Annotated in this window: 13 protein-coding genes; 9 read left to right on the top strand and 4 right to left on the bottom strand. The window is 65.6% G+C overall.

Features of this window, described 5'->3' with window-relative positions:
• The first annotated feature begins 532 nt into the window (after nt 1-532).
• The 3 genes from tauA (at nt 533) to LDO29_RS26210 (ending at nt 3,347) form a co-directional block, all read left to right on the top strand.
• Nucleotides 533-1,531 (top strand): taurine ABC transporter substrate-binding protein, encoded by a 999-nt coding sequence (gene tauA, locus LDO29_RS26220; RefSeq protein ID WP_224082659.1) that lies wholly within the window; start codon nt 533-535, stop codon nt 1,529-1,531.
• A 123-nt stretch (nt 1,532-1,654) separates the two neighbouring features.
• Nucleotides 1,655-2,431 (top strand): taurine ABC transporter ATP-binding protein, encoded by a 777-nt coding sequence (locus tag LDO29_RS26215; RefSeq protein WP_211957262.1) that lies wholly within the window; start codon nt 1,655-1,657, stop codon nt 2,429-2,431.
• A 46-nt stretch (nt 2,432-2,477) separates the two neighbouring features.
• Nucleotides 2,478-3,347: an ABC transporter permease subunit gene (locus tag LDO29_RS26210; protein WP_396022719.1), complete on the top strand. Its 870-nt coding sequence runs from the start codon at nt 2,478-2,480 to the stop codon at nt 3,345-3,347.
• A gap of 132 nt (nt 3,348-3,479) precedes the next feature.
• Here the strand turns inward: LDO29_RS26210 and LDO29_RS26205 are convergent, their stop codons facing one another.
• From LDO29_RS26205 to LDO29_RS26195, 3 genes are read right to left on the bottom strand one after another with little or no spacing between them, the layout of a single operon-like run.
• A complete protein-coding gene (locus tag LDO29_RS26205) occupies nt 3,480-3,995 on the bottom strand; it encodes a TlpA family protein disulfide reductase (RefSeq protein WP_224082658.1) in 516 nt (171 codons plus the stop codon).
• Complete coding sequence (locus LDO29_RS26200) at nt 3,992-5,185, bottom strand: sialidase family protein (protein ID WP_224082657.1); 1,194 nt, start codon at nt 5,183-5,185, stop codon at nt 3,992-3,994. Before LDO29_RS26200 ends, LDO29_RS26205 begins: the two co-directional genes overlap by 4 nt.
• 15 nt (nt 5,186-5,200) lie before the next feature.
• Nucleotides 5,201-7,474, bottom strand: coding sequence for a TonB-dependent receptor (locus LDO29_RS26195; protein WP_224082656.1), 2,274 nt, complete (start codon nt 7,472-7,474; stop codon nt 5,201-5,203).
• 352 nt (nt 7,475-7,826) lie between these two features.
• Between LDO29_RS26195 and LDO29_RS28255 the strand changes: the two genes are divergently transcribed.
• On the top strand, nt 7,827-7,961 hold the full coding sequence (locus tag LDO29_RS28255) for a hypothetical protein (protein WP_290369623.1): 135 nt from the start codon (nt 7,827-7,829) through the stop codon (nt 7,959-7,961).
• Nucleotides 7,962-7,976: 15 nt separating this feature from the next.
• Here the strand turns inward: LDO29_RS28255 and LDO29_RS26190 are convergent, their stop codons facing one another.
• Nucleotides 7,977-8,687: a TetR/AcrR family transcriptional regulator gene (locus LDO29_RS26190; protein WP_224082655.1), complete on the bottom strand. Its 711-nt coding sequence runs from the start codon at nt 8,685-8,687 to the stop codon at nt 7,977-7,979.
• 272 nt (nt 8,688-8,959) lie between these two features.
• On the opposite strand from LDO29_RS26190, the gene LDO29_RS26185 reads away from it, so the two are divergent.
• The 5 genes from LDO29_RS26185 to LDO29_RS26165 form a co-directional block, all read left to right on the top strand.
• Nucleotides 8,960-10,696, top strand: coding sequence for an AMP-binding protein (locus tag LDO29_RS26185; RefSeq protein WP_224082654.1), 1,737 nt, complete (start codon nt 8,960-8,962; stop codon nt 10,694-10,696).
• 39 nt (nt 10,697-10,735) lie between these two features.
• The gene (locus LDO29_RS26180) at nt 10,736-11,917 is read left to right on the top strand and encodes an isovaleryl-CoA dehydrogenase (RefSeq protein WP_224082653.1); all 1,182 of its coding nucleotides are present in this window, start codon (nt 10,736-10,738) and stop codon (nt 11,915-11,917) included.
• Nucleotides 11,918-11,984: 67 nt separating this feature from the next.
• Complete coding sequence (locus tag LDO29_RS26175) at nt 11,985-13,592, top strand: carboxyl transferase domain-containing protein (RefSeq protein WP_224082652.1); 1,608 nt, start codon at nt 11,985-11,987, stop codon at nt 13,590-13,592.
• 38 nt (nt 13,593-13,630) lie between these two features.
• Nucleotides 13,631-14,419 (top strand): enoyl-CoA hydratase/isomerase family protein, encoded by a 789-nt coding sequence (locus LDO29_RS26170; RefSeq protein ID WP_224082651.1) that lies wholly within the window; start codon nt 13,631-13,633, stop codon nt 14,417-14,419.
• Between the two features lie 132 nt (nt 14,420-14,551).
• Nucleotides 14,552-14,710, top strand: a 159-nt coding sequence (locus LDO29_RS26165) for a biotin carboxylase N-terminal domain-containing protein (RefSeq protein WP_224082687.1), incomplete at its 3' end; no start/stop codon positions are given.

Raw genomic sequence — 14,710 nt, 5'->3', positions numbered from 1 at the left:
CTTTCGCTTCCCGCCATGCCTCCAGCTGGCGTTTAGTTCACTGGGCTCATATCAAGGGCCTTCAGTATGACCAGCCGCGCCAGAAGGATGACCTGGAACAGCATGTTCCATAGTTGATAGTTCCCGTTGCTCCCCCGCCGGCACGCGCTGGCTCCCTGTCGGCGCCAGTGCATCACCCTCGGTTCGCGACGGCAATCCCCGCTCCATCACCTCGCTTCGCCCTGGCGTCAGGCCTGCACGGCTGGACCCATTGAAAGCGCGTGACTGGCACTAACCGTGCATAGCGGCCTTCCCTACCATGGCGCTCACATGCCGCACCAAGCGTCATGTGCCGGGGCTTCCCGACCGATGCAGGAAGCCCATCAAACAGAGGGTGCATAGACACCCCAGCCAAAGGAGACTGGCATGCCTCTTGCTCAACTTCTTCTCCTCCTCGTTTAGGCACCACACGCGGGCACCGCGCCGGTGCCGACCCACCGTGCCGCCTCTGCGGTCGGCATGCAAGCAGTCTCAATCTTCGAGGAGTCTCATCATGCATTGGTTCAAGCAACTGGCAGCAGGCGTCACACTGGCGGCCGTACTGGCCCCGGCCGCTCACGCGCAGACCAAGGAAGTCGTCATCGCCTATCAGGACATGGTGGTGCCGTGGCGCTATGCGCAGGACATGAAAGAGGTGGAGAAACAGACCGGCTACAAGGTCTCGTTCCGCCAGTTCACCGGCGGCGGCGACGTGATCCGCGCGATGGCCTCCGGCCAGATCGCCATCGGCGAGGCGGGCTCGTCGCCGATCGCCTCGGCCCTGTCGCAGGGGCTGGACGTCGAACTGTTCTGGATCCTGGACGACATCAACGCCGCCGAAGCGTTCGTGGCCCGCAATGGCTCGCAAGTCACCAGCATTGCCGACCTCAAGGGCAAGCGCGTGGGCGTGCCGTTCGTCTCGACGACGCACTACCACACGCTGGTCGCGCTGGAGCAGGCCAAGATCAATCCGAAGGACGTCAAGATCATGAACATGCGTCCGCCGGAAGTCGCCGCCGCATGGGAGCGCGGCGACATCGACGCGACCTTCATCTGGGATCCGGTGCTGGCCAAGGTCAAGCGCTCCGGCAAGGTGCTGACCACTTCGGGGCAGATTGCCGCGCAAACGGGCAAGGCGACCTTCGACGGCATGATCGCCAACAAGAAGTTCGCGCGCGAGAACCCTGACTTCATGGTCAAGTTCGTGCGCGTGCTGGCCGCCGCGGACGACAACTACCGCAACAACAAGGCTGCCTGGACCCCCGACTCGCCGAACATCAAGGCGGTCGCCAGGCTGACCGGCGCCAAGGCCGAGGAAGTGCCGGCCAGCATGGCGCTGTACAGCTTCCCCACGCTGCAGGAGCAAGCCTCGCCGCGCTGGCTCGGCGGTGGTGCTGCCAGCGCATTGCGCTCGGCGGCGCTCTTCCTGAAGGAACAGGGCACGATCCAGGCCGTGCTGCCCGACTATAGCGGCGGCGTCAACGCCGAGTGGGTCCGGCGCGCCGCGCAGTAACCACACAGCCTCTTAAAGCGCCACGCGGCGGTGCCAGCCCGGCCCCGCTGCCGTACCTGCCCTCGCCCGCCCGTGCAGCCGGCGATGCGGCAAGCCACACCCCAAACCTTCAGGAGGACTGTCATGTCCCGGCTGGAAATCGACAAGGTCAGCGTCAACTACGGCGGCCGCGGCGGCGCGCAGACGCTGGCCCTGTCCCAAGTGAACCTGACCATGGAACGCGGCGACTTCGTCGTCGCCCTCGGCGCATCAGGCTGCGGCAAGACCACGCTGCTGTCCTGCATCGCCGGCTTCATGCAGCCGTCGGAAGGCGAGATCCGCCTCGACGGCAAGCCCGTGCTGGGCCCCGGCGCCGAACGCGGCGTGGTGTTCCAGAAGCACGCGCTGATGCCCTGGCTCAACGTGGTCGACAACGTCGCGCTTGGGCTTCGCCTGCGCGGCGTAAGCCGTGCCGAGCGCCTGCGCATCGCCCACGAAAAGCTCGCACAGGTAGGGCTGGAGAAAGTTGCCAGCAAACCTGTCTACCAACTCTCCGGCGGCATGCAGCAGCGCGTGGGCATTGCGCGCGCGCTGGCCAACGACCCGGAAGTGATGCTGATGGACGAACCGCTCGGCGCGCTCGACGCGCTGACGCGCGAATCGATCCAGGCGCTGATCCTGCGGCTGTGGGCGCGCGAGCAGAAGATCGTCTTCTTCATCACGCACAGCGTGGAAGAGGCGCTGTTCCTGGCCACGCGGCTGATCGTGATGACGCCCTCGCCCGGCCGCATCGCGCACAGCTATGACTTGCCGTTCGCGCGACGCTACATCGAATGCGGCGATGCCCGCGCTGTCAAGTCCGACCCCGAGTTCATCCGCTACCGCGAAGAAATCGTCGACCTGATCCATGCCACGCCCTGAGGACAAAGCCATGACCGTACCCGCCCAACAGGTCGACGCCGCCGCCATGGCGGCCACCGCAGCCCCGGCCCGGAACCCGAATCCGACTGGCCAGCCGGCAGCCCCGCGCCGCCCCATGCGCACCGTCTCGGGCTACCGCATGCCCGGCGAAGGCTCCAGTTCGCGCATCGCCACCGTCACCGTGGTAACACTCCTGGCCCTGTGGTGGACCGCCAGCCACCTCCAGTGGGTGCCGCCGCTGTTCCTGCCCACGCCCGAGGCCATCATCAAGGCCTTTATCGATGCCTGGAACGGCAACGTGCAAGGTGGCCTGCCGTTGCTGGAACACTTCCACGCCAGCCTGGTGCGGGTGTTCGGCGCCTTCGCGCTGGCCGTGCTCACCGCCGTGCCGATCGGTGTGCTGATGGGCGTGTCGCGCATTGCGCGCGGCGTATTCGACCCGCCCATCGAGTTCTACCGCCCGCTGCCGCCGCTGGCCTACCTGCCGCTGATCGTGATCTGGTTCGGCATCGACGAGACCTCGAAGATCCTGCTGATCTACCTGGCCTGCTTCGCGCCGCTGGCCATGTCGGCACGCGCCGGGGTGCGCTCGGTCACGATCGAGCAGATCAACGCCGCCTACTCGATGGGTGCCACACCGTGGCAGGTGATCCGGCACGTGGTGCTGCCCGCCGCGCTGCCCGATATCCTGACCGGCATGCGCATCGCCATCGGCTTCGGCTGGACCACGCTGGTGGCTGCCGAGATGGTGGCGGCTACCGCCGGCCTGGGCCAGATGGTGCTCAATGCGTCCAACTTCCTGCGCACCGACGTGGTCATCATGGGCATCCTGCTGATCGGGCTGATTGCCTTCCTGTTCGACCTGCTGATGCGCAAGTCTGAGACCTGGCTGGTGCCGTGGAAGGGTCGCATGTAAGAGGAATGCCGTTCAGTTAAAGCATCAAGACCTAACCGTCATTCCCGCGCAGGCGGGAACGACGGTGGTTAACTGAACGGCATCAGCATGTAAGAGGCAGTTTCCGGGCAATCTGGAACCGCCTGCCTGCCATCAGCCGGCAATGCCGGCCCAGCGTAAGTGAGCAGCCCAGTCGGCCGGGCTGATCACGCCGGATACGCCGCGCCGCTCGCCATCGGCCCGATAGAAATACGTACGCGGCGTTTCCCCCATCCAGTCCGGATCGAGCGCGTAGCGCAGGCGCTCCGGCATCTCGCTGCCGAACATCCAGGCGTTGCGCGACAGGCGGGTGCGCTGGAGGTGCTGCTGCACCTGCTGTTGCGCGGCGGGAACGTCCATCGACAGCGTGACCACGCGCAGCGCCGGGTTGCGCGCCTGCAGCTTGCCGATGGCTTCGAAATTGCGCCGGCAATAGACGCAGTCAAGCGACCAGACCACCAGGACGAAGGGCTTGCCCTGCTGGCTGGCGACCAGTCGCGGCACGCTGGCCGAATCGAACCAGTTCACCGGCGCGGCCTCAGCGGCCTTCGCGGAGCCGGCGTTGACCGGGCCCGCGGCGAGCAGCATGCAGGCCATGGCAGCCAGCAGCCGGCGGCGGGAATGCTTCATGCGCCCTCCTTCGTGATGGCAAAGAGCTGGATGCCCTCCGCTTCCGTGCGCCACAGCACATAGGCATGCCCGGCGTATTGCAGCAGGTGCGGCTGGTCGGAGTCCTGCGCGGTGCCTGCCAGCTCGCGCGTCTGCCAACTGACGCCGCCGTCCTCCGATACCATGGCCCGCAGGCGGGTCTGCTGTCCGTCGAACGATTTCCACGCCACCACGACACGCTTCGCATCAAGCGCCACGATATCGGCATGCTGGGCGCGCGGATCATCGAGCGGACGCTGGGCCAGCAGCCTGCCGTCTTTCCAGCGTCCCACCGAGACGGTCGGCTTGCCGTCGCGCACCCCGAACCACACCATGTGCAGCGTGCCATCCGGTGCCACCGAGGCGCCGGGACCATGATGCGGGCAGGCGTCAATGCGCCAGTCGTCGAAGGTGGCGCGCTGGTAGCGTGTGGCAGTGCCGTCGGCGCCAAGCACGGCTACCGCATGGTCGCGCGCGTTGGGCGGGAACACATGGCGCCACAGCGCCAGCACCTTGCCGTCCGGGGTGGCCGACATGGCAATGCGGCAGCACTCGCAAGACTGGTCCGCCACCTTGTAGTCGCCCTGAAAGGTGGCGCCATTGTCCCGGGACACCGCGTAGTAGATCGCGGCACCGGCATATGGCTGCTTGCGCGCCTGCGCGGCGATGACATCACGCTTGTCGATCCAGCTCACAAACACGCGGCCGGCCCCATCGACCGCGATGGCGTCGAAGCGGTGCGTGATCTGGTCGCGGTTGGCGTGCACCGTCAACGGCGCGGAAAACGACTTGCCGCCGTCGGCAGAGCGGGCAAAGCGGATGAAGCCCGTATAGGGCTTGGCCAGCGGCTGGGTCCACGTGACGAATATCTCGCCGTTGGGCCCGGTGGCCACCTTGGGCCGGCTCTCATGGTCGGCCGCCACCTGCTCAGGGGCACTGTTGACACGCTGCACCGGACCGAAGCTGCGGCCGAAGTCCGCCGAAGACTGCAGCGCCACGTAGGGGCCATCCTTGTAGGCCACCCACAGGCGCCCGTCGCGGTCGAACGCGGCGCCGGTGCCGAGTTCGCTCATCGCACCCTGGTGCATGTGGGCCTGGCCCATGGCCGAGGTCATGGCCAAGGTCATGGAAAGGGCCAGCAGGCCGGCGAGGAAGAGGCGGATGCCTTTCATCAAAGTATTCCGAGCTTAGTAGGAGACCTTGGCCTCGGCGTAGAACGTCCTGCCGGGATAAGGGTGGTAGACGTAATAGCGCTGGTCGGTCAGGTTGTCGATGCCCAGCGCCAGCCGCACATTCCTGGCGGGCCGGTAGTTCAGCTTGACGTCGAAAGTCAGGAAGCTGCTGGTGCCGCCAAACGTGTCCGGATTGACATCCGAATTGTCGAGCGTATTGTACTGCCGCCCCGAATAGGTCATGGCCAGCGTGCCCGACCACGCGGGCGTGATGCGGTAGGTGCCAACCAGGTTGGCCCGCCACTGCGGAATGCGGTAGAAGTACTTGCCGACGGAGGCCGGATTCTTTGCGTTTTCCAGCGTCTTCGAATGGTTGTAGGCACCGCTCGCGGACAGGTCGAAGCCATTGATGAACAAGTCCTGCGCCTCGTAGGCCAGCTCGATGCCGCGCGTGCGCACGCGGTCGACGTTCTGGAAGCTGGTGACGGCAGGGAACACCGTGGTGTCGGTCTGGTTGACCAGCGCATCGCGGATGTCGTCCTCGTACAGCGAGACGCGGAAACGCGACGCCTCCAGCGTGCGCTCGAAGGTCAGGTCCTTGGAGAAGGAGCGCTCCGGCTTCAGGTTGGGATCATTGTTGACCAGCGAGGTGCCGGTGATCCGGCCCTGGAAGAGCTCGCTGACGGTCGGGTAGCGATACGCCTGCCCCAGCGAAAGCCGGCCCAGCCAGTCCTGGCCAATCGCCTTTTCCAGCGCCAGCTTGGGCGACCAGTTGGATTCACTGCGCGTGGCGTAGCCGAGCGCCACGCCCGGCACGCTGCGGCTGCCGTCGTAGGCGCGCCAGTGTTCGAAGCGCAGGCCCGGTATCAGCTTCCAGTCCTGCGCAAAATACCAGGCGTCCTGCGCATAGAGTGCCTGAGTCTCGGTCTTGCCGGCAAAGGCGCTGTTGAAGCCCGTAACGGCCGCAGCCTCCCAGTCCGAGGTGTTGTAGGTCGTGTTGCTCAGCTTGTAGTTGTCGTAGTGATAGCCGAACGTGACCCAATGCCCGCCCTGCAGCCGTTGCGGACGGTAGTCGGCCTTCAGGTCCAGCGTGCGCCAGCCTGTGCCGTCGCCGAAGGTCACCGTGCCCGGGCCGCTGCCCGCCGTGCTGGCCGTGCGGCTGATGTCCTTGCTGACATTGAACAGCGACGCCACGCCGGAGAAGTTCCAGCCGGTCTCGTTGCGCGTGCGCAATGACAGGCCATAGAGCCAGCGCGCGTCCTCGCCATTGCCTGGCGCGAACGCGTTGGCGGGAATCACGTAGCGATACCCGCCGATGTTCACGTTGCCGTTTGAAACGACATTGCCGGCGGCATCACGCAGATAGCTGCCAGTGGCGCTGGACCGGTCCTGCTGCCAGTAGGCCGCGGTGAACTGGGCCTGCAGCGTGTTGGTAATGTCATAGCCGAGCTTGACCTTGAGCTGATCCTGGACGGTGTGGGTGATGCCCTCGCCGTTCACACCCATGACCACGCGGTCGGCGCCGGTCTGGTCGCGGTCGAAGAATGCGCCGGTCACCGGCTTGTCGGCCGAAGTGGCACGGGTGGTCGAACGCGCCGCGGTGTAGAAGCTCAGCGGCTGGCTCTTGCTGTCCTCCCGGTCCACGCTGACGAGATAGGAAAAAGCACCGATCTTGTCGCCCACGTAGGCATTGGCGTGGAAACCGTTGAAGCTGTCGTGGGTGCCGTACTGGCTGAAGCGCTGCGTGAAGAACTGGATGCCGGCGTCGCCCTCGAACCGCTCCGGCGTATGCGTGGAAATCAGCACCGTCGCGCCGAGCGAGTTGCCCGGGTACAGCGCGGAATACGGCCCGTACAGGACATCGACGCGTTCGATCTCCGCGGCATTGACCAGCGACCAGCGCGGCGGGAACGAATAGTCCGAACCCAGCAGGTTGGACAGCAATAGCCCGTCCGCATAGACCAGCCCGTGCGCCGACTGGCGCGAATTCGTGCTGCGCACCGAGATGATGGAATTGATGTCGCCGATGAAGCGCTTGCGTACCGCCAGGTTGGGCGCGTACTTGAGCGCGTCCTCGGGATTCACCACGTTGAAATCCGCCATCCGGGCATTGCTGATGCCGTAGTCCGGCGATGGCGTGTTGGGTGCGATGGCGGTCGTTTCACCCTGGCCGGACTTCGCCGATACCACCACCTCCTGCAGGGTTTCGGCAGCCGCCATCTGCGCGCTGGCGCAGGCGGGGCCCATCAGCACGGCGGATACGGCCAGTGCGATGCGATTCTTCTTCACGGAATTACCTTCTTGTCGTCTGTGCGGCTCGCGCTCCGGGCGCCGGAGCAGTCCGGCCTGGAGCCCAGCGATTCTAAGCGCGCCATGCTGCACTGCGGGTGCGGCATAGCGCCGCGGCGGCAAGTGCGATCCCTGCCGGTATCGCTGGCCAGGGCACAGGACGGGCAGGCAGAAGTTGGGCTCGGACCAACGCCATTCGGCCGGATGTCGGCGTTATACCACCACTATCGGGCAAACCAGCGCTGCAACCGGCACCTGGCGGCCCTGCACGTGCGTGGCATGGCATGTGCGTAGGAAGGGCAAATGCCGGCAGCAAGGGCCGGCATGGTAGCCCAGCCGTGAAGGAGCAGCCATGAATGCCAGACTCGCCTACCTGATTGCCGTGCTCGCCGCCGCGCTGGCCACCTTCTTCCTCGCCGGCGAGCCCGACGCGCTCAGGGAAGATCTCGGAAGCGGATTTCCCGGCATGTTCCAGGCCGTGCGGTAGGCCCGGGTTCGGCGCTCAGTCCTGCTGCGGCTCACCCTGCCGGACACGCGCCAGCGCGGCGCCGACCTCGCCGTAGAACTGCTTGAGCGCGACAGCTTCGAGATCCGGCGGCTGCAGCGCCGGCCATAGCAGCGCGATCAGGTCGCTGGCGGTCCGGTCGATGTCTACTGGACGGCCGCTGACCACCGCATCCCACAGGATGTGCTCCATTGGCCCGAGAATAGCCGAGCGCAACAGGCGCAACGACAAGTCGGTCCGTATCTCCTTGCGCGCTTGCGCGCGCGCCAGCAGGTCCATCAGCGGTGCCGTATAACGCCTCTGCAGCGGCACGAACACTTCATCCAGGCCCTGCCCCTTGGCACGGCCTTCCGAGAGTACCAGCGCGCACAGCCCCGTACCCTGGATCAGGAACAGGCGCAGGTGCGTGCGCACGAAGAACTCCAACTGGACCCTGGTGCTCTGCTCGCGCGGCAGGCCGTTCTCGATCGCGGCAATGATCTCGTCGTACCAGTCCTGGATCACGCGGACACAGAGATCCCGCTTGCTGTGGAAGTAGGTGAAGACGGTGCCTTCAGAGATACCTAACCGCTGCGCAATCTCCGTCGTAGTCGCTCGCTCGTAGCCGAGCTCGGCAAACACTTCCCGGCCGACGCGCAGGATGTCGCGCATGCGCTGCTCGGCCTTGGCGCGCGCCGGCACCCGGCGCTGTCCCGCAATCTGCTGCATCGACGTGTCCTTGCGAAGTGATATCTGCGACGGGCGCATTATAAGTGCCGACTCCCTCTCTTGGCCGCCCGTCTGGGCGCGCCGCCTCACCCACTTTATACGATAGTTGAACAACACTCAATTTTTGTTGATTTTTTCTGAGCCTGGGTATAACTTTACCGGACAGCAAGAAAAAAGCAGCGCCAAACCGCCCGAGAACTTTCCGCAGATTTTTTGAGTGAAGCTCAAAATATGGGAAGAACGACACTGAACGCCGCACTCTGGAGACGAGCATGACGATGCAGCCTGGGACACCCCGGCCCGTGCCCGAAACGACCTTGCCTGCCAACGGGCTGTCCTATGTAAAGGGCGACACCACCTCCCCGCTCAGCGAACTGACGATCCCGGCCCTCCTGGCTGACACGGTCTCGCGCTTTGGCCAGCGTCCGGCGGTGGTGTTCCGCGAGCAGGGCATCCGCTGGACCTGGCAGGAATTCGCCGCCGCCGTCGACGCCATGGCGGCCGGCCTTCACGCGCTGGGCCTGCGCCGCGGCGACCGCGTCGGCATCTGGTCACCGAACCGCGCAGAATGGCTGCTGACCCAGTTCGCCACGGCACGGGTCGGCATCGTCATGGTCAACATCAACCCGGCCTATCGCCTGTCCGAGGTGGAATATGCGCTGAACAAGGTCGGCTGCAAGGCGGTCATCGCGCCGGAGTCGTTCAAGACGTCGCGCTACCTGGACATGCTGCAGACCCTGGCCCCCGAGTTGCAGCAATGCGAGCCGGGCGCCCTGCAGGCGGTGCGCCTGCCTGCCCTGCGCTGGGTCATCCGCATGGAAGACAAGCCTACGCCGGGCATGCTGACCTGGAAGGAACTGCTTGCGCGCGGCGCCGGCGTGCCGGCTTCCGAGCTCGACGCGATCACGGCCCAGCTCGACCGCAACGACCCCGTCAACGTCCAGTTCACCAGCGGCACCACGGGCGCGCCCAAGGGTGCCACGCTGACGCACCGGAACATCGTCAACAACGCGCGCTATATCGCCGCGGCCATGCGCTTTACCGAGCAGGACAAGCTGTGCATTCCGGTACCGCTGTACCACTGCTTCGGCATGGTTCTCGCCGTGCTCGCATGCGTTTCCACCGGCGCCTGCATGGTATTCCCGGGCGAAGCGTTTGAACCGGTCGCCACCATGTCGGCCGTCAGCGAGGAACACTGCACTGCCCTGCATGGCGTGCCCACCATGTTTATCGCGCAGCTCGACCACCCCGATTTCAGCCGCTTCGATTTCTCGACACTGCGCACCGGCATCATGGCCGGCTCCCCGTGCCCGATCGAAGTCATGAAGCGCGTTGTCGCCGACATGCACATGGCGGAGGTCACGATTGCCTACGGCATGACGGAGACCAGCCCGGTATCGTTCCAGAGCTCGACCGACGACCCGCTCGCCAAGCGCGTCTCCACGGTCGGCCGCGTACAGCCGCACCTCGAATGCAAGGTCGTCGACGCCACGGGCCAGATCGTGCCGGTCGGAGAAACGGGCGAGCTGTGCACGCGCGGCTACTCCGTCATGCTCGGCTATTGGGACGACGAAGCGCGTACGCAGGAAGCGATTCGCGACGGCTGGATGCACACCGGCGACCTGGCCACCATCGACGCCGAGGGCTATTGCAATATCGTTGGCCGCGTCAAGGACATGCTGATCCGCGGCGGCGAGAACGTCTATCCGCGCGAGATCGAGGAATTCCTGTTCCGCCACCCGAAGGTGCAGGCCGTGCAGGTATTCGGCGTGCCCGACCAGAAGTATGGCGAGGAGATCTGCGCGTGGATCGTGCTCAGGCCGGGCCAGAGCGCCACGGAAGACGAGATCCGCGCATTCTGCCGCGACCAGATCGCCCACTACAAGATCCCGCGCTATATCCGCTTCGTCGACGAAATGCCGATGACCATCACGGGCAAGGTGCAGAAATTCGTCATGCGCGAAAGCATGACGAAGGAACTCAACCTCACCGAAAGCAAGACCGCCTGATCCACGGCGCTCCACACACATCTACGGAAGAACACGATCATGACCCAACTCCCTGGCCTGAGATTCGACCTGGGCGAAGACATCGAGATGCTGCGCAGCGCCGTGCGCGACTGGGCCCAGGCGGAACTGGCCCCGCGCGCGGGCGAGATTGACCGCACCGACCAGTTCCCCATGGACGCCTGGAAGAAGATGGGCGACCTTGGCGTACTCGGCATTACCGTGGCGGAAGAATACGGCGGCGCCAACATGGGCTACCTCGCGCACATGGTGGCGATGGAGGAAATCAGCCGCGCCTCCGCTTCGGTCGGCCTGTCCTATGGCGCGCACTCGAACCTGTGCGTGAACCAGATCCACCGCAACGGCAGCGCCGCGCAGAAGGCCAAGTATCTGCCCAAGCTTGTATCTGGCGAATGGATCGGTGCGCTCGCGATGAGCGAGCCCAACGCCGGCTCCGACGTCGTCAGCATGAAACTGCGCGCCGAGCTCAAGGGCGACCGCTACGTGCTTAACGGTACCAAGATGTGGATCACCAACGGCCCGGACTGCGACGTGCTGGTGGTGTACGCCAAGACCGAGCCGGACCTGGGCGCGCGCGGCATGACGGCGTTCATCGTCGAGAAAGGCATGAAGGGCTTCTCGGTTGCGCAGAAGCTGGACAAGCTCGGCATGCGCGGCTCGCACACCGGCGAACTGGTGTTCGAGGACGTGGAAGTGCCGGTCGAGAACATCCTCGGCGCCGAGAATGGCGGCGCCAAGGTGCTGATGAGCGGCCTGGACTACGAACGCGCCGTGCTGTCGGGCGGCCCGGTCGGCATCATGCAGGCGTGCATGGACGTGGTCACGCCGTATATCCACGACCGCAAGCAGTTCGGCCAGAGCATCGGCGAGTTCCAGCTGATCCAGGGCAAGGTGGCCGACATGTACACCACGCTGCAGGCAGCGCGCAGCTACCTGTACACGGTCGGCAAGAACCTCGATTCGCTTGGCGCCGAGCATGTCCGGCAGGTGCGCAAGGATTGCGCGGCGGTGATCCTGTACACGGCCGAGAAGGCCACCTGGATGGCGGGCGAGACAGTGCAGATCCTGGGCGGCAACGGCTACATCAACGAATACCCTGCCGGGCGGCTGTGGCGCGACGCCAAGCTGTACGAGATCGGTGCCGGCACCTCGGAAATCCGCCGCATGCTGATCGGCCGCGAGCTGTTTGCCGAAACGGCCTGATCCGCACCCGACGCCCCACTGCCCGCCCCGCCGCGGCCTGACCAGAACAAGACCTGCCCAAGATCGTATGCCGACCTTAGAAACCAAACTCAACGCGCGCGCCGAAGCGTTCAAGGCCAACGCCGAAGCCATGCAGGCATTGGTGGCCGACCTCAAGGCCAAGGTGGCGAAGCTGGCCGAAGGCGGCGGCGATGCCGCCCGCGACAAGCACCTGTCGCGCGGCAAGCTGCTGCCGCGTGACCGCGTGCAGCAGCTGCTGGACCCGGGCACGCCGTTCCTGGAACTGTCGCAGCTGGCCGCGTATGACATGTACGACAACGCCGCGCCGGGCGCCGGCATCATCACGGGCATCGGCCGCGTGGCCGGGCAGGAATGCGTGATCGTCTGTAACGACGCGACCGTCAAGGGCGGCACCTATTACCCGATGACGGTCAAGAAGCACGTGCGCGCGCAGGAAATCGCCGAGCAGAACAACCTGCCGTGCATCTACCTGGTCGATTCGGGCGGCGCCAACCTGCCGAACCAGGACGACGTCTTCCCCGACCGCGACCACTTCGGCCGCATCTTCTACAACCAGGCCAACCTGTCCAAGCAGGGCATTCCGCAGATCGCGGTGGTGATGGGCTCTTGCACGGCCGGTGGCGCCTACGTGCCGGCGATGAGCGACGAGTCGATCATCGTCAAGAACCAGGGCACCATCTTCCTGGGTGGCCCGCCGCTGGTGAAGGCCGCCACCGGCGAAGAAGTCACTGCCGAAGACCTCGGCGGTGCCGACGTGCATACGCGCTTGTCGGGCGTGGCCGACTACTTCGCGCAGAACGATCATCACGCGCTGTCGCTGGCGCGGAACATCGTGCAGCACCTGAACCGGCGCAAGCCCGACCAGATCCGCCTGCACGAGCCGGCCGATCCGCTGTACCCGGTGGAAGAGCTGTATGGCGTGATCCCGACCGATACGCGCAAACCGTTCGATGTGCGCGAGGTGATTTCGCGCATCGTCGACGGCTCCGAGTTCGACGAGTTCAAGGCGCGCTACGGCACCACGCTGGTATGCGGCTTCGCGCGCATCTGGGGCTACCCGGTGGGCATCATCGCCAACAACGGCATCCTGTTCTCGGAGTCGGCGCTCAAGGGCGCGCACTTCATCGAGCTGTGCTGCCAGCGCAAGATCCCGCTGGTGTTCCTGCAGAACATCACCGGCTTCATGGTGGGACGCAAGTACGAGAACGAAGGCATCGCGCGCAACGGCGCCAAGATGGTGACGGCGGTCGCCACGGCGCAGGTGCCGAAGTTCACGGTGATCATCGGCGGCTCGTTCGGCGCGGGCAACTATGGCATGTGCGGGCGCGCGTATTCGCCGCGTTTCCTGTGGATGTGGCCGAACGCGCGCATCTCGGTAATGGGCGGCGAGCAGGCGGCGAGCGTGCTGGCCACGGTGCGCCGCGACGGCATCGAGGCCAGGGGCGGCAAGTGGAGCGCGGAAGAGGAAGAGGCCTTCAAGCAGCCGATCCGCGACCAGTACGAGCACCAGGGCCACCCGTACTACGCGAGCGCGCGGCTGTGGGACGACGGCGTAATCGACCCGGCGCAGACGCGCACGGTGCTGGGGCTGGGCCTGTCGGCGAGCCTGAATGCGCCGATCGACGATATGAAGTTCGGTGTGTTCCGCATGTAAGCCAGCCGCAGACCAACGCTCATTCAAGCCAGACAGCCATGGAATTCACCACGCTTACCGTCACCATCGCCCGACATGTGGCGACCGTCACGCTGAACCGTCCGGACGTGCGCAATGCCTTCAACGAGACCGTCATCGCCGAACTGACCGAGGCCTTCCGCGTACTCGGCAGCAACGACGAAGTGCGCGCCATTGTCCTTGCCGGCAATGGCCCCGCGTTCTGCGCCGGCGCCGACCTGAACTGGATGAAGAAGATGGCCGGCTACTCGAACGACGAGAACCGTGCCGACGCGCTGGCGCTCGCGCAAATGCTGCACACCATCTGGTCGTGCCCGCGGCCGGTCATTGCGCGCATCCAGGGCGACACCTATGCCGGCGGCGTCGGCCTTGCCGCCGCGTGCGACATCGCGGTGGCCGCAGACCACGCGCACTTCTGCCTGTCGGAAGCCCGCCTGGGCCTGCTGCCCGCCACGATCAGCCCGTACGTGATCCGCGCCATGGGCGAGCAGGCATCGCGCCGCTACTTCATCACTGCCGAGCGCTTCGACGCCACCGAAGCACTGCGCCTGGGCTTCGTGCACGCCGTAGTATCGGCCGACGCACTGGATGCCAAGGTAGAGGAAATCGCCACGGCGCTGGTCGGCAACAGCCCCAACGCCGTGCGCGAAAGCAAGCGACTGGTACAGGAAGTGGCGGGCCGCGTGATCGACAATGATCTGCTCGCCGACACGGCGGACCGCATCGCCGCCATCCGCGCCTCGGAGGAAGGCCGGGAAGGTGTGCGTGCCTTCCTGGAAAAGCGCTCGCCAGCCTGGAAGCCGGCTTAAGTCGCACCTGACAGTCGTACCCGACACCCACATCAAAAGAACCCCGGCAGCATGCCGAGGCAGCGCCTGCCCGCTGCCGGCATGCGGCAGCGGTCGCGGCCGACACCGCCCGCCCCCTCCCCAGGAGAAACCATGTTCAACAAGATCCTGATCGCGAACCGAGGTGAAATCGCCTGCCGTGTCGCCGCCACCTGCCGCCGGCTGGGCATCCGCACCGTCGCGGTGTACTCGGACGCCGACGCCGATGCCCGCCACGTCGCCTTCTGCGACGAAGCCGTGCATATCGGCGGC

The organism is Cupriavidus laharis (assembly GCF_914271435.1).
GTDB classification, from domain to species: Bacteria; Pseudomonadota; Gammaproteobacteria; order Burkholderiales; family Burkholderiaceae; genus Cupriavidus; species Cupriavidus laharis.
Note: the sequence above shows the minus strand (reverse complement) of the source record. Positions and strands in the feature narration are given on the sequence as shown.

What these genes read in the sequence shown, in the direction of transcription:
- tauA (WP_224082659.1), top strand. Translation starts at nt 533, where the DNA reads ATGCATTGGTTCAAGCAACTGGCAGCAGGCGTCACACTGGCGGCCGTA.
- LDO29_RS26215 (WP_211957262.1), top strand. Translation starts at nt 1,655, where the DNA reads ATGTCCCGGCTGGAAATCGACAAGGTCAGCGTCAACTACGGCGGCCGC.
- LDO29_RS26210 (WP_396022719.1), top strand. Translation starts at nt 2,478, where the DNA reads ATGGCGGCCACCGCAGCCCCGGCCCGGAACCCGAATCCGACTGGCCAG.
- LDO29_RS26205 (WP_224082658.1), bottom strand. Translation starts at nt 3,995, where the DNA reads ATGAAGCATTCCCGCCGCCGGCTGCTGGCTGCCATGGCCTGCATGCTG.
- LDO29_RS26200 (WP_224082657.1), bottom strand. Translation starts at nt 5,185, where the DNA reads ATGAAAGGCATCCGCCTCTTCCTCGCCGGCCTGCTGGCCCTTTCCATG.
- LDO29_RS28255 (WP_290369623.1), top strand. Translation starts at nt 7,827, where the DNA reads ATGAATGCCAGACTCGCCTACCTGATTGCCGTGCTCGCCGCCGCGCTG.
- LDO29_RS26190 (WP_224082655.1), bottom strand. Translation starts at nt 8,687, where the DNA reads ATGCAGCAGATTGCGGGACAGCGCCGGGTGCCGGCGCGCGCCAAGGCC.
- LDO29_RS26185 (WP_224082654.1), top strand. Translation starts at nt 8,960, where the DNA reads ATGACGATGCAGCCTGGGACACCCCGGCCCGTGCCCGAAACGACCTTG.
- LDO29_RS26180 (WP_224082653.1), top strand. Translation starts at nt 10,736, where the DNA reads ATGACCCAACTCCCTGGCCTGAGATTCGACCTGGGCGAAGACATCGAG.
- LDO29_RS26175 (WP_224082652.1), top strand. Translation starts at nt 11,985, where the DNA reads ATGCCGACCTTAGAAACCAAACTCAACGCGCGCGCCGAAGCGTTCAAG.
- LDO29_RS26170 (WP_224082651.1), top strand. Translation starts at nt 13,631, where the DNA reads ATGGAATTCACCACGCTTACCGTCACCATCGCCCGACATGTGGCGACC.